Source organism: Shewanella sp. VK101 (assembly GCF_056497865.1).
On record NZ_CM151402.1, the window covers coordinates 4,038,026 to 4,052,059 of the forward strand.

General features: G+C 49.0%; 10 protein-coding genes, 1 tRNA gene and 1 pseudogene. 6 read left to right on the plus strand and 6 right to left on the minus strand.

The annotated features are described in order from the left end of the window. Positions 1-71: 71 nt before the first annotated feature. Both ampC and ACSHSR_RS18005 read left to right on the plus strand, forming a co-directional pair. Positions 72-1,232 carry a class C beta-lactamase gene (gene ampC, locus ACSHSR_RS18000; protein ID WP_101059234.1) on the plus strand — a complete coding sequence of 387 codons (1,161 nt, stop codon included), beginning with the start codon at positions 72-74 and terminating at the stop codon, positions 1,230-1,232. 297 nt (positions 1,233-1,529) lie between these two features. Then, entirely contained in the window at positions 1,530-2,177 is a 648-nt protein-coding gene (locus ACSHSR_RS18005; protein ID WP_044733724.1) for a CatB-related O-acetyltransferase, read from the plus strand. Between the two features lie 167 nt (positions 2,178-2,344). Here ACSHSR_RS18005 and ACSHSR_RS18010 read toward each other — a convergent pair whose 3' ends face one another. After that, positions 2,345-4,363 carry a protein-disulfide reductase DsbD family protein gene (locus ACSHSR_RS18010; RefSeq protein WP_243891909.1) on the minus strand — a complete coding sequence of 673 codons (2,019 nt, stop codon included), beginning with the start codon at positions 4,361-4,363 and terminating at the stop codon, positions 2,345-2,347. Positions 4,364-4,450: 87 nt separating this feature from the next. Next, positions 4,451-5,524, minus strand: a complete 1,074-nt coding sequence (locus tag ACSHSR_RS18015; RefSeq protein WP_208184876.1) for a redoxin domain-containing protein — start codon at positions 5,522-5,524, stop codon at positions 4,451-4,453. Between the two features lie 254 nt (positions 5,525-5,778). Here ACSHSR_RS18015 and ACSHSR_RS18020 point away from each other — a divergent pair, with 254 nt between their 5' ends. After that, positions 5,779-6,597, plus strand: a complete 819-nt coding sequence (locus ACSHSR_RS18020) for an AraC family transcriptional regulator (protein ID WP_208184877.1) — start codon at positions 5,779-5,781, stop codon at positions 6,595-6,597. A gap of 912 nt (positions 6,598-7,509) precedes the next feature. Next, positions 7,510-7,761, plus strand: a pseudogene (locus ACSHSR_RS18025) (transposase); the annotation flags it as partial. 310 nt (positions 7,762-8,071) lie between these two features. Here the strand turns inward: ACSHSR_RS18025 and ACSHSR_RS18030 are convergent. Continuing rightward, positions 8,072-8,158: transfer RNA gene (locus tag ACSHSR_RS18030), tRNA-Leu, on the minus strand. A 130-nt stretch (positions 8,159-8,288) separates the two neighbouring features. Then, the gene (locus tag ACSHSR_RS18035; protein WP_025888780.1) at positions 8,289-9,878 is read right to left on the minus strand and encodes a bacteriohemerythrin; all 1,590 of its coding nucleotides are present in this window, start codon (positions 9,876-9,878) and stop codon (positions 8,289-8,291) included. A gap of 271 nt (positions 9,879-10,149) precedes the next feature. Here ACSHSR_RS18035 and ACSHSR_RS18040 point away from each other — a divergent pair, with 271 nt between their 5' ends. After that, a complete protein-coding gene (locus ACSHSR_RS18040) occupies positions 10,150-10,278 on the plus strand; it encodes a DUF3149 domain-containing protein (protein ID WP_071237139.1) in 129 nt (42 codons plus the stop codon). Positions 10,279-10,362: 84 nt separating this feature from the next. Here ACSHSR_RS18040 and ACSHSR_RS18045 read toward each other — a convergent pair whose 3' ends face one another. Continuing rightward, positions 10,363-10,974 (minus strand): superinfection exclusion B family protein, encoded by a 612-nt coding sequence (locus ACSHSR_RS18045; protein WP_044735654.1) that lies wholly within the window; start codon positions 10,972-10,974, stop codon positions 10,363-10,365. 167 nt (positions 10,975-11,141) lie between these two features. Here ACSHSR_RS18045 and ACSHSR_RS18050 point away from each other — a divergent pair, with 167 nt between their 5' ends. Then, on the plus strand, positions 11,142-12,773 hold the full coding sequence (locus ACSHSR_RS18050) for a sensor histidine kinase (protein WP_335900936.1): 1,632 nt from the start codon (positions 11,142-11,144) through the stop codon (positions 12,771-12,773). 1 nt (position 12,774) lies between these two features. Here ACSHSR_RS18050 and pepT read toward each other — a convergent pair whose 3' ends face one another. Then, on the minus strand, positions 12,775-14,004 hold the full coding sequence (gene pepT / locus ACSHSR_RS18055) for a peptidase T (RefSeq protein ID WP_101059449.1): 1,230 nt from the start codon (positions 14,002-14,004) through the stop codon (positions 12,775-12,777). Between the last annotated feature and the right edge of the window lie 30 nt (positions 14,005-14,034).

Sequence of the window (14,034 nt, forward strand, 5' to 3'; positions counted from 1 at the left end):
TTATATAGTATTTAAAAGAAAATTAAGCTATCCACATAGTTTCAACGACCACTGATTAGAAAGGAAATAAAATGATAAATAGAGTGACAAAACTTCTGGCTATGGTACTCGGATTCTCCGTTCATTTTGCTATGGCAGAAACACCTGCTGCAAATATCCAGTCGATAACGGATGAAGTAGACCAACAAGCCGATATGTTGATGGAAAAGTACCATATCCCCGGCATGGCTATCGCCATTAGTATTGGTGGAGAACAGCATTTTTATCACTATGGCATGGCCGATGTGAATGCCGGCATTAAGGTATCTCAGCACACCTTATTTGAATTGGGCTCTATCAGCAAAACCTTTACCGCCATATTGGGTAGCTATGCACAAAACCTTGGAGCATTTAGCCTGGAAGATAATGCAGCCAAGTATGTGAAAGTATGGGAAGGGACTCCGATTGGTAATACCAAACTTATCAATCTCGCCACTTATACAGCGGGAGGGTTGCCGCTGCAGTTTCCCAATGAAGTCACCACCAATGATGAGATGCTGGCTTACTACAAAGCCTGGCAACCTGAATTTGCCGCCGGAACCCATAGACTGTATTCAAACCCCAGCATAGGTTTGTATGGCTATCTTGCTGCGCTGAGCATGAAACGTGAGTTTTCTGAGTTGATGGAGCAAACTGTCTTGCCTCAGTTGGCAATGAACAACACCTTCGTCAAGGTACCCGATAACAGAGTGGCGCAATATGCCTTTGGTTATAACGCAAAAAATGAGCCCGTACGAGTGTCACCAGGCATGCTTGATGCCGAGGGTTATGGCGTCAAATCCACCAGTGCCGATATGCTACATTACCTCGAGGCCAACATGGGGCTCAAGCCTTTGTCACCTCAAATAGCTGCAGCCATCAAAGAGACTCACAAGGGCTATTATGACACAGCCAGCTTCACCCAGGCGTTGGGCTGGGAGATATACGAATATCCACTGACCTTGAGTAAATTACTTGAAGGAAACTCAAGAGAAATGGCATCGCAACCAACAAAAGTGAAGGCCAGCGACGATATCGTTGAAAAAACGGGGGAAGTCTGGATAAACAAAACCGGCTCCACCGGCGGTTTTGGTGCTTATGTAGCTTTTATTCCGGCCAAAAAACTGGCCATAGTGATGTTGGCAAATAAGAGTTATCCCATTAGCGCACGGGTTGAAGCTGCCTATAAAATACTTGCAGCAGCACAGGAATGATGAGCATTTTAATATTTCCATACAGAGAAGGTTCGTATCTCATGCCGGCGGCTATGAAGCGTAAAAATTATTAATTTCCAAGCTGGCACTTGCTTTCGCAGGCAACAAAAAGCCAAAGATGCGCCATTAAATTTAACACAAGACAGTATTAACCATTGAATAAATATTGTTATTACAAATCCAGAATCGACATTAAAAAATATATGGCTTGTTAGATGCAAATGTAACTCCAAGGTAAATGGAGATTTGAAATCAGCGGGCTTTCATTCAGTTAAACAGAATTCCAGAGTATCTATTATGAGTAACAAACATTGGTCAAAAGTGACCTTACTGCATGAAGCTGTCACCAATCCCAACATCACTATCAAGGGTAAACACAGTTATTACAGTGACTGCTGGGACTCGGGCTTTGAACAGTCCGTCGTACGATATCTTCAAGGGGATGAGATCAGCCGCGATTGGGAGTTGGCATGGACAATCGATAAACTTCATATCGGTGACTATGTTTGCATCGCCCCGGAAGTGGTTATCTTGATGGGTGGAAACAGCACTCACAGAGCCGATTGGTTTTGTTTATACCCATTTATGGACTTTATCGAAGATGCCTATGTCGGCAAAGGTGATACACATATTCATGATGGGGTATGGCTGGGCATGAGATCCATGATCATGCCTGGGGTCACCATTGGCGAAGGTGCCATTGTTGCCGCAAACAGTGTTGTCACTCACGATGTTGAGCCGTACAGCTTTGTGGCTGGCTCGCCTGCCAAAACGGTGAAATATCGCTTTGATAAAGCCATTATTGAAGAACTTCTGGCTCTAAAGATTTATGACTGGCCCGAAGACAAGTTCAATCACCTTAAACAATATCTTTGCGCAAATGATATTGACGCCCTGAAGCAAGCCAGTGCTCTTTACGATAACGACATTCTGGAAGCTGATTAAGCGGTTATCTCAAGTTGCAGACTGAACCTTGCCTAGTGGCTCAGCAAGCCATACTGAAGCCCCGGATTCGTTCTATCTCAGTCAGGGTATTCGAGTTATCGCCAGCTCGGCGCTTATGTTTGAGCTGGCGACTTTGCCAAGAGGCAGACGGCTATGACTTACCGTCACTAATTTGTTGCTCTTCCTGCGGCTTTTTCAATCAGCATTGAGGAAGTTAACACTTGCGGCAATACTTGTGGCTGCAGGTTCCCTCTTTGATACCAAAGATATAAGGGCACACCAGAGCGGTGATGTTTTGCCAGAAAGCCAGTGATCTCTGGGTCACCATTTGTCCAGTCCCCCAACATCACCGCCGTATTGGCTCGGGAAAAAACCGCTTGAGTTTCCTGCCGCTCAATGGCTGTCTTCTCATTCACTTTACAGGTTAAACACCAGTCGGCACTGAAATAGACAAAGACATCCTGATCTTTTACCAAGGCCAAGAGAGTTTCTTCATCGAACGCCATGGTGCTCTCTGTATCTGTGACAGTTGCCTTGGTGCCACTTCCGGGAGCAACTGTCGTCAGGGAGACGCCGCTAATGACTAACACCAAAACCAGTGGCCACCAAGGTTTTTGACGCCCGGCCTGTTGGAACAATCCAGTAAGCCATAATCCCAAACTCAGTAACAACACCAACAGCAAAGCAGTAAACACATATTGGCTGTCAGACTGTTGCATCAATACCCAAACCAATCCCAGAGCCGTCAAGAACATGGGCACAGCAAAAAAACGTTTTGCCGTCACCATCCAGGCACCGGGTCTGGGCATACGTTGACGCAATGCCGGAACAAACCCCACCAGTAAAAAGGGCAAAGCCATGCCCAACCCCAATCCAGCAAACACCATCAACCCTATGCTCGTCGGCAACACCAGGGCGGCGCCCAGCGCGGTGGCCATAAAGGGCCCGGTGCAAGGGGTTGCTACAAAAGCAGCCAGTACTCCGGTCCAAAAATCTCCCGCCGCCCCAGGCTTATGCTGCAACCGACTACCCGAACTCAGGGTACCCAGTTCAAACAAACCGGCCAAATTCAGCCCTATGGCCATCATCAACAGAATAAGCGCTACTATGATTTCCGGTCGCTGCAATTGAAACGCCCAGCCCACTTGATGACCAAACTCCCGCAACATTAAGATGAAGGCACCGAGGAGAAGGCACGCCAGCACAGCACCAAGGGTGTAAGCCACAGCCCCGGTTCTGGCCACACGCTCATCACTCAAATTGGCAAGACTCAGCACTTTCAAACTCAGAATGGGAAATACGCAGGGCATCAAATTCAGCAAGAATCCGCCCAGTACCGCCCCGAGCACGGCAATCAGAGAGGTGACAAGCAAATTGCCGGGTTGCTCGGGCGGCAAACTCACCTGGGTTGGAAACACCAAGTCGCCCTCCGGTTGCCGGACAGCCTTGATTCTGATTGCCAGCGTCTCATTCAAGGAAAGCACCCCGTAAAAGTCGCTGACATTGCCCTCAGTGGCAACGGTTTGCATAAAGAGGCGATCGCCCTTTCGAATAAAGGATTGTGATGCCGTGTTGGATAGCACCCCGTTCACTTCAGGGTAAAAGTGCGGCTCCTCGGCCAGAGTGATAGATTCAGGTAACGGCAGCGACAATACAAACTGATCCTTGTGAACAGTAAAATCTGCCGACGTCGCGGCAGGCCTTGGTATCAACTGTCGCCATGTATTAAAGGTCTCAAGATATTTCTTGGACGCTCCCTTTTCCCCAACTTTGAACCGGGTTTGTAACCGCTGCTGCTCGGGCACGCACAACTTGGGACTGCACACCAGATAGCGAATATCCACGGCGAGGGTGATAGGTGTGCCCACCGCAATATCATCAGCAATAACCAATGGTGCCAATAAGGTATAGTCGCCGTGATAGATGTAATTCATCAGGTCACTTGCCAGCAACTGCTCGGGAGCGGGATATTGCAGCTCGCCAACCGTTACCCCTTCAGGCAGATGCCATTGCAGCTGCTGCGGGAACCCGGCGTCCCCTGGGTTTAACCAGTAGCCATGCCAGCCCGCCTTGGGAGACATACGTATTGCCAAGGTGGTTTCGGTTCCGGCCGCTGGCATGCGGGACTCAAGTAAAAGTGATGCCGCTATCTTTTGGCCTTCATCTTCATAGGCTTGCGCTGACATTGCAGAACACACCATGAGCAGGCAAGCAGTAATGATTCGCATCCATAACGAGGTGGTTTTCATAGTATGTTCTGCGCTCCAACCGCTTTACTTACCACTGAGTAACACCTGGAGGCGTTCGGCAAAGTCATGCGCCTGATGGCTAACCTTTTCAGTGACTTTGCCGCTCTCATCGATAAAGACTATGGTCGGCAACTGGGTAACACCGAATTGCCCAAACAGGCTGCCTTCCTCATCGAAAACAATTGGCAAACGAGTGTGATAATTGGTTTGGTACTCGACCAAATCTGTCCGGGATGACCAGAGGTTAGTGGAAATAAGCAGCCATTGAGACTTGCCATTGGAGGCGGACTGCTCAACCATTTCCCGCACCAATCGACACGATTTGGCGGTATCCGGCTCTGATTCAGCCAGGTACCACTCACACCAGGGGGCAAAGAACACGAGCCCGGTAGCTTTACCCTGCCGGGTTGTGGACGGCAACGGGTAGTCAATGTTGTCAATCGACGTCAATCTCAAAGAGGCAAGCTTATCGCCAACTTCGTAGCCTGAAGCTTTTTCAGCAACAGTGACGCTGAGCGGCGCCTTGTTTTCGCCTTTGTCTGCGATAACCGCTTCCAACGCCTGATGAAACGCCTCGTCATCCTGATGCCCCACATACGCAATACGGCCACTCCTATCAACCAAAAAGTGCTGCGGGGTTACCCTTAGCTTAAACGCCCTGGCCAGAGTGCCATCGTCTATGGTCACCGGCATGTTCAAACCGGCCTGTTTCACAAAAGCCCCGACGGAATTGATGTCATCACTGATACCGGTATTCACGGCGATCACTTGCAACTTCTCACCGTACTGCTGATAAATTTTCTCAAACCCCGGCATTTGCTGGCGACATGGAACACACCAAGTTGCCCAAAACTTGATGTATACAGGCTTGCTGCCATACAGCTGTTGTAGATTGAGCGTTTCTCCGGTCAGAGTGGTCAGCTCTCGCTGCGGCGCCGGTGTGCCAATGATTTCGCTACCGGCGAGTTTGGCCCTTCTTTCCCCTTCGGCGGCAAAATCATCCTCCGCCGAGGCCTGCCCTCCAAACACAACAGATAGAAACGGGGTTAAAAGACACACAATCAATAACTTGGATAGCTTAGGGGGTAAATGCGTCATGCTGTATTCCCATATCAGGTGATGGCTAAATGAAGGCCGTGGGGACCAAGGAGGTTTACCTGACTGAGATACAAAGTCGCCTTGAATTGGTTACGCAATGAAATGCCAGGTATCACGGCTGCTGGAATATTAGCTAATGATGGGAAATGCGAATTGTAGATTTTCGACATTTCATTAAGATGCAGTGAGGGGTACCGTGTTTTTGCCCAGCCGAGCTTTGATATACCCGCCCCCAGTTGATGGAGCACAGTAATATGTCGACATTGCCACATCTTGGTTTTCAGCGTTATCAGCCCTGTGCTCTACTGCGGCCTTATATCAGTTGTTACTGGCAGATTTTTAGACCAGCCGGCCCTGAGTCACTATCGACAGAATTTATGCATCCCGAAGGAGGCACAGGCATCATCTTCAATTTTGGCGCCCCGATGCACTTTGATGGCTTGCTGCATAAATCGCTGTGCCTGGTGACGGGGCCCACAAGGCAAAGCACCAGATTGGAGTTGTCAGGTCAGGTAGATGCCTTGGGGATCCGCTTCTGGCCTGGCCGCGGACGCGCATTTTTAAAATCCCCCCTTTCGGAAATCTTGGGGCAAACCCTGACACCGGCCGACCTGTCTTTGGCGCTGCTCAGCGATGAACTGGCGCAGCGCCTGGCCGCACTGGCAACAGCGCCGGAACGCATTGCGCTTCTGGAAACCAGGCTGATGCAATATCTGGCAGGTCATGAATCATTGGCCAAGGCAATGGAGCCGAGGATGAAATATGCACTGCACTGGATAACGGCCCAAAACGGCCAGGGAGAGATCCGCAACTTATTGACCAAGATAGATATCAGCCAACGCCAACTCGAACGTTTGTTCCAGCAAAACTTAGGCATGTCTCCCAAGAATTACAGTATCTTGCAGCGCACAGCCTTCGCCCGGGAACTACTCAAGCAGGAAACAGATAAGTCTCTTACAGAGATAGGCTATCACGCCGGCTTTTATGACCAAGCCCATTTCATTCGAGAATTCAAACAGGTGATAGGTATTACCCCTGGAAGTTTTAGAAGCAAGGCCCTACAGGGGCGATAGCACTGAAACCACCACATTTTGATAGCACTAATAAACTCAAGACTGTACATCTCCATCGATAAGATTTCCCTATTTATATGTTAATATTCCAGCCAACGTCCTGAAATGGTGTTTCAGGAGTACCGTCATGCTGGATATGCGGGTGTGGCACTTCAAAGTTGAGCTGTCGCCATAAATGCAAAAAATTGTCCAAAAGACTATGAAGGAAGTACTTTTTGTTTTTTATCATACTATTATCATGTCTATTCTTTAAAGAGTCCGGCATCAACACTTATGCGGTTTCGCAAGATCTTGTCAAAATTAACAATGAATTGATCGATTCAAACAAAGTGAATGGCGATATATTTTTTGATATAAGAAACTCATCTAAACCTTACATAAGGAGTTTAATGAAAAAACACAGCATTAAACGAATTACTTTTAGTAAAATTAACCAAAGGATATCTATACGGTATTCTTTTGGCGGATGGGCGAGTTGGTTAATGCCCTATCGTTATTACTTATTTAGCTCCGACGGATACACTGAAGAATATCAAGTTAAGTCTGTTAGACAATCAGTGAAAGATGAAACCGAAGAGTTTTATCATTTCTGCCAAAAGTTAGAATATGAAAACTGGTTCTATTGTGAATCTCAATCGTAGAAAGCATGCATTAATGATATTTTTACAAAAAACTAAGTCAGTTCACCCCTTTACTTACTCCTCGAATTAATGGTGCATACAAAAACTCCATCAGTCGGCGGGTACTCGTTTTAACCTCTACCATGACTGACATGCCAGGCTTTAACTTAACCCACTTGCCATCAACATTAATTTCGTCTGTCACCAATGATGCTTTAAGGGGAAACAATAGACTAAGCTGTTCGTGCTCTATCGCGTCGGCTGAAATATCAGTTATAACACCATAGGGTTATCGAACGAAGGACGCAATCATACGGCACATCAAAGTTACCGTATTGGCAGTAAAGAGCCTTGGTTACTGGCAACCAACTTACCTATGGAGGTTTTCTCTTCAACCCAGGTGGTCAAGCTTTATGCCAGACGGATGCAAGGAGAAGAAATCTTTCGCGACCTCAAACGACATGGACTCAGACAAAACTGCAACCATTGTCCAAACCGTTATGATGTGTTGCTGTTGATAGGCTTTGATGTATCGCTCTGGCTTGATAAGGAGGCGCGACAACGTCCGGAATACTCAATCATAGAATCACATTTCCGCAGGCCCTAGGGTGAATTTCTTAAACGGGTTAATACTTCTGGGAGACCCGAATTATGAGGGGATCCTCCAGCACCAGATCAACAGGCTAGTTGACCAATAAAATGCCGGCATAGTGAAGTGAGAAAGCCTACTAATGTGAACGTTTGGTTGTGGGAAATTAAAGCAGAACTATGGGGTCAAGGTTGTGGGCCGGATGATATAACCACCTGAAAACAAAAAACGACCCAAGGCAGGTTTCTGTTATCTCTATGAGAGATGGTACCAGAGGTCGGACTCGAACCGACACGCTTTTAAGGGCGGGGGATTTTGAATCCCCTGTGTCTACCAATTTCACCACTCTGGCACATATAGATTGTTTCGCGATGAAGTCTCATCGGCGAGTGAACGGCATTATACCTGTGCTCACTTCAATGGCAAGCGCTTTACGAGCCTGTTTGCCAAAATCCTGATCGGTTGGACAAAATTCAGTCTGACTACTGGGCTCCGCGGGCAATTAGGAAGCCTGTGTACTCCTTGTCACTGCCCTGAATATGGTTGATAAGCCAGGATTTGAGGAAGGTCATCAATTCATCGGCAACATCTTCACCACTGGCCACTCGTTTCTGGAAATCCAGTACCTTAGCCACTAATTGCTGGTGCTTAAGCTTGTGCTGCTCGGTCTGCGGATAACCGAAACGGGCAAACAACTCCTCTTCATAGGCGAAATGATTGGCGGTGTAATCCACCAGGCCCTGTACTATGCGTTTAATCGCTTCCAGGCCATAAGCTTCTTCCAAGGTGCGGTGCAGTTCATTGATCAGGGATACCAGACGTTGGTGCTGACGATTGATCTCTTCCATGCCGAGATCCAACTGCGGCCCCCACTCAACAAAGCGATGGCGTTTCTCCAACTGTTCCATCGCCCGTTTGTCGACATGGAAGCGCCCAAGCAGGGAACTGATCTCCTGCGACATATTGAATACCTTCAGGCTGGAGAGGTTGGTACTGTGGGTCTCTTTGGCATTCTCCACCGCCACTTGTGCCATTGATGAGATATTGCTGCTGATCTCTTCGGCAACTGCCTGTTGTTGTTCCGAAGCTGCCGCTATTTGATGCGACATATCTGTAATGCTTTCAATCTGAGCCACAATTTGCCCCAATGCTTGCTGCGCCTGGTGAGCCATAGCATGGGTGGCACTGGCCTGCTCGACACTGGTGGTCATCACTTTCACGCCTTCATCGGCGCCCTGTTGCAATTGCAATATCTGTTGTTGGATCTCAACTGTAGCCGCAGACGTCCGCTGTGCCAGGCTACGGACTTCATCGGCAACCACAGCAAAACCTCGGCCATGCTCGCCGGCGCGGGCACTCTCGATAGCGGCGTTGAGCGCCAGCAGATTGGTTTGCTCTGCCACTTGGGAAATGGTGTCTATGATGGTACTTATGTTGTTGCTGTCTTCCGCCAGGCGGGCAATCACTTGCTGAGTTTGCCCAACCTGAGCCGACATATCATCTATCTGCCGCACCACCTGCCTGACAGTTTGGTCGCCACTGCGGGCCGCCTGCCTGGCTTCTTCTGCGGCATTGGCGGCACTGGCAGCATTGCGGCTGACTTCCTGCACAGTAGAAACCATCTGGGTCATGGCGGTTGCCGCCAATTCCGCTTGTTTTTCCTGCTCCTCCACTCCGATATGGGCGGCATCGCTGATGGACTTGATATCCATGGCCACACTCTTCATCGCATCTGCGGTATTGACCAAAGACAGAATGGTGCGGCCAACGTCCTCTCCCATACGGTTGATACCGTGGACCACAGAATGGAACATGCCGGCATCCTGTTCCGACAACTGATAGCTGAGATCGCCTTCTCCCAGATGACGGGCGGCGTTTTCCAGGCGCTTGAGATTGGACAGTTGTCTGGCACCGAGCCAAGCCAGCACTATCAAGGCGACCAATAGAGAAGCAAAGGCGAGATAACTGGCGCCGTGTAACAGGCTCCACAGGGGGAAAAGCAACAAGAGCAACAGCGGATAAAACTGCCACTGGTTTAATATCAGTTTTAAAAGACCTCGGGATGTTTGCATCGCACGCTCCTTGCCAATGAACAATCGCAGGCCAAGCCACCCTACTCCTTTAGTGTAGTAATTAATATTAGCCTTTGATCCTATTCCCTTTAGGGAACACTTACGTTGCTCCTTAGCCGGCTAATTTAAGCAAAACATGATAAAGCTCATGTTTTAACAAGCTGATTTACCCGATTAACAACTCTGACAACATTTGTTGATCGAGATCAGCTCCGGCCGAAGCAAATTTGGTTAGTTTAGCTTTGACTTTACAAGAAAGAGGACTTCAGTGATGGCATTCTGGTTAGATCTAATGTTCGGAAACCCCATAGGTTTACTGTCGATGATAGTTATCTTCAGTACGATCGGGATCATCTCCTACATTATGTGGATGTTTATTGTAAAGTCAGCAAAGCCTTAGCTTTGATTTCCATGTTCTTTTAAATGCAATGACGTTTTTGAGTATTGCTTGGGCAGCCTGTGGCTGCCCTCTTTTTTGCCGTCTTCAAGCGGCATGTTTCCGCACTTGGGCAATACCATTGATAAATTGCGGTCTTGCCTTGATAAGATGCTGCAGCTCTTCCTGGCTGGGCTCTCCGGATGGTAAACGCAATACTTTGCGGTTCAGATGCTTACGGGCAGCCATGGCTATCTTGTACTCGGCTGTGGGGCCTTGAATGGCGTAATGGCGTTCATTTCCCAGGCTCTCGAGTATGTGAGCCTTGAGCAGTGCCTGCACCGGCGTTTCATTTTGCGGCAGAGTCAAAACACTGGCTCCCTGCAGGAAGAACTCCCTTAACAGGGCACGCTCGGCGGGATCCAGTAACCTGACTTTCTCTTCAATCATTTCGTTGATCCGGCGCTCACTCAAACGGCTTATCGCTTCATCCAACAACAGATTGACGGCCAGCGCACCAATATAGGCCAAGGCCAGCAGCAGTGTCAGGCCAATATAATGGGCATTGGTGTCTACCCAGGATTCCAAATGCAACAGGGCCAGCAAGGACTTTGGCATAAACAGCAGCAATGTGGTTATCAGCAGCACCCACAGTGTCAGTTGCAATGCAGCGGCCTTGAACTTGCCCTCTTTCAATACCTCAAGTTTCAGTCTCTTCATGGCTCTATCCAGCGTCAGAAAATTGTTCCAACCGCTAATCAAGCAAAACCAGTGCCAGGATTGCTCAGTGAACTTTGCCATCAGCGGCAACAAAAAATGCCGCGAAAGTCAGATGCGAAGCTATGCTTAAAGCTATCCACAGCAAGCACTTAAGATAGTTGAAATTAATGCCCGGTTTTATGCAGCAGCTCATCAGTAGTCCCATCGGCCGCAGGCTGACTCTGGCTATTATCCTGTTCAGCTCACTGATCACTCTGGTGACCACAGGTTTGCAGTTGGTTTCCGATTACAAGGGTGACATTGGCCGAATCAACGATGAGTTTGCCAATATTGAAAAAGCCAACCTGGATGTGCTGGCGGCAAGTATCTGGGTAATAGATGAAAGGCTTATCAAGACCCAACTCAACGGTCTCAACCAACTGCCGGATACCAGCTATGTGGTCATAGAAGATGACAGTGGTAAAGAATGGACCGCCGGCGAGTACAGAGACCAAGGTGTAATAGAGAAGCGCTTTCCGCTGGTGCACAAGACCAGCAGCCAGAATTTCAATGTCGGTGAGCTGAGAGTTCAAACCGATCTCTCCAAAATCTACGACAGATTGGTGAACAAGGCCTTACTGATACTACTGGCCAATGGTATCAAGACCTTTCTGGTGGCCGGTTTCATTCTCTATCTGGTTTGGGCCACCATTACCCGGCACCTGTTGCAACTGAGTGAGTACTGCTCACAGCTCGATTTGGAGCAGGATTATCAACCACTGCAGTTTAAGCGCCGGGACAAACAGGATGAATTTACCCAGGTTGCCCTGGCCATCAATTTGATGCAGCAACAGCTGCGCGCCTCCTTCACACAATTGAACCGCTCCCGCTACGAACTGCAAGAAGCTCTGAGTGACAGGGAAAGACTGTTGGAACTGGAACGCAGTTATAAAGATGAGCTGGCAAGGCAGGTCAAAGAACAAACCAAAGAACTTGAACAGTCGCTGTTGGTGTTGGAACGGGCTCAACAGGTGATGGTCGAACAGCAGAAAATGGCCGCGCTCGGCGGTCTGGTATCCGGCATCGCCCATGAGATAAACACCCCGATAGGTATCTGCCTCACCGCTGCCAGTAGTCAGCTGCAGCATATCAATGAATTGGTTGAACTGTTGCAAAACGATGGCGCTACGCTGGAAGAGCTCAATGCCATTCTCAACGAATATCAACAGAGCTGTGAATTGATCATCAGTAACATTACCCGCGCCAGTAACCTGATCCAGAAGTTCAAGGCGATTGCTGCCGAGCAAGGCAATGACGTGCACGAACAGATGCTGCTACCCCAGGTATTGCAGGAATTTGCCGATGCTGTAGCGCTATCTTTCAAGCAATTCCAGGTAGATGTGGAGATCCAGGTCGAAGCCGATCTTTGGCTTACCAGCAGCCACAGCCTGCTGAAGCAGATAGTGACCAACATACTTTCCAATGCCTATGCTCACGCCTTTGAGGGTGATACCGGCCATAAGATCAGCATCAGCGCACAACAGCAGGGTCAAGAACTACAGCTGGATATCGAAGACAATGGCAAGGGAATCGCCCCCGAGATTGCCGGCCAGATCTTTGAGCCCTTCTTTACCACCAGCAGACGAACCGGCGCCACCGGGCTTGGATTGGCGGCGGCCTTCAATGCCGTCACACTACTGAAGGGCAATATCACCCTTCTCAATGACTCCAGCCTCGGCGGCGCACACTTTCGGGTTCGCTTCCCGGCTGTGATAGAGTCCCGCCCCGCCGATGACGACAGGGTGGAACTCTTTATTTAGATTACTCGGCGTATCTTTGGGTGGTTAACCTGGCGATATTGATGATCACCTCTACCGCCTTTTCCATTGACTCAAGACAAACATACTCATGTTTGCCATGGAAATTGTGGCCGCCGGCAAAGATGTTGGGGCAAGGCAGCCCCTTCCAGGACAGTTGCGCACCGTCAGTGCCACCGCGGATAGGTTTGATATCCGGTATGATGCCGGCCATCTCCATCGCCTGACAGGCAATATCCGTCACATGAGGCACTGGCAAGATGCAGTCCTTCATATTGTAATAACTGTCGCTGATGCTAATCTCCAGGCTACCGGCCTGCAGCTCGGCATTACATTTGGTCACAGATTCCTGCAGCCAGGCCTTGCGCTGCTCAAACTGAGCCCTATCAAAGTCCCTTATCAGGTACACCAACCTGGCTTCTTCTGTTTGGCCTTCCATGGATAACAGATGGAAAAAGCCCTGATAACCTTCGCTGGTCTCGGGTGCATCATTGAGTGGCATTCTGGCGTGAAATCTGGCAGCCATGGTCAAGGCATTGACCATCACCCCATAGGCACTGCCTGGATGACAATTATTGCCTTTTGCGGTGATCACCGCAGTGGCGGCATTGAAGTTTTCATATTGAAGTTCGCCAACTGCGCCACCATCGACTGTATAGGCCCAATCGGCGCCGAAACGCTCGAGCTCCAAGCCATCAGTACCTCGCCCTATCTCCTCATCGGGCGTAAAACAGAGGTTGATCTCTCCATGGGGAATTTCAGGGTGTTGCAATAGATAGTGCAGCGCCGTGATGATTTCGGCTATGCCTGCCTTATCATCCGCGCCCAATAGCGTAGTGCCATCGGCAGTGATCAATGTTTTATTGAGGTAGTTCAGCAAAGAAGGAAACTGCTCAGGACTAAGCGCTTCCCCCTGCTCCAGTTCAATGATCTGCCCTTGGTAGTCATCTATCACCCGAGGTTTTACCCCGGCGCCGGAGTAATCTGCCGCCGTATCCATATGAGCCAAAAAGCCGATTGCCGGCACCTTGGCAGTATTCGCCGCTAATTTGGCATAAAGGCAGCATGATTCACTGAGGAAGACATCATCAAATCCCAACTCGAGCAGTTCTTGCTGTAACTGCCTGGCAAAGGCCACCTGACCTTGGGAACTGGGAATAGACTGGGAGTTCGGATCGGCTTGTGTATCCTGTTTGACATACCGCAGGAAACGATTGAGCAGCGCTTGTCGCATAAGCTGAATATCTGTAGCGAAAAAGTGTCT

Coding starts and splice junctions, on each gene's coding strand:
- ACSHSR_RS18035 (WP_025888780.1), bottom strand. CDS start 9,878: ATGCAAACATCCCGAGGTCTTTTAAAACTGATATTAAACCAGTGGCAG.
- ACSHSR_RS18040 (WP_071237139.1), top strand. CDS start 10,150: ATGGCATTCTGGTTAGATCTAATGTTCGGAAACCCCATAGGTTTACTG.
- ACSHSR_RS18015 (WP_208184876.1), bottom strand. CDS start 5,524: ATGACGCATTTACCCCCTAAGCTATCCAAGTTATTGATTGTGTGTCTT.
- ACSHSR_RS18045 (WP_044735654.1), bottom strand. CDS start 10,974: ATGAAGAGACTGAAACTTGAGGTATTGAAAGAGGGCAAGTTCAAGGCC.
- ACSHSR_RS18010 (WP_243891909.1), bottom strand. CDS start 4,363: ATGTCAGCGCAAGCCTATGAAGATGAAGGCCAAAAGATAGCGGCATCA.
- ampC (WP_101059234.1), top strand. CDS start 72: ATGATAAATAGAGTGACAAAACTTCTGGCTATGGTACTCGGATTCTCC.
- ACSHSR_RS18005 (WP_044733724.1), top strand. CDS start 1,530: ATGAGTAACAAACATTGGTCAAAAGTGACCTTACTGCATGAAGCTGTC.
- pepT (WP_101059449.1), bottom strand. CDS start 14,004: ATGCGACAAGCGCTGCTCAATCGTTTCCTGCGGTATGTCAAACAGGAT.
- ACSHSR_RS18020 (WP_208184877.1), top strand. CDS start 5,779: ATGTCGACATTGCCACATCTTGGTTTTCAGCGTTATCAGCCCTGTGCT.
- ACSHSR_RS18050 (WP_335900936.1), top strand. CDS start 11,142: ATGCCCGGTTTTATGCAGCAGCTCATCAGTAGTCCCATCGGCCGCAGG.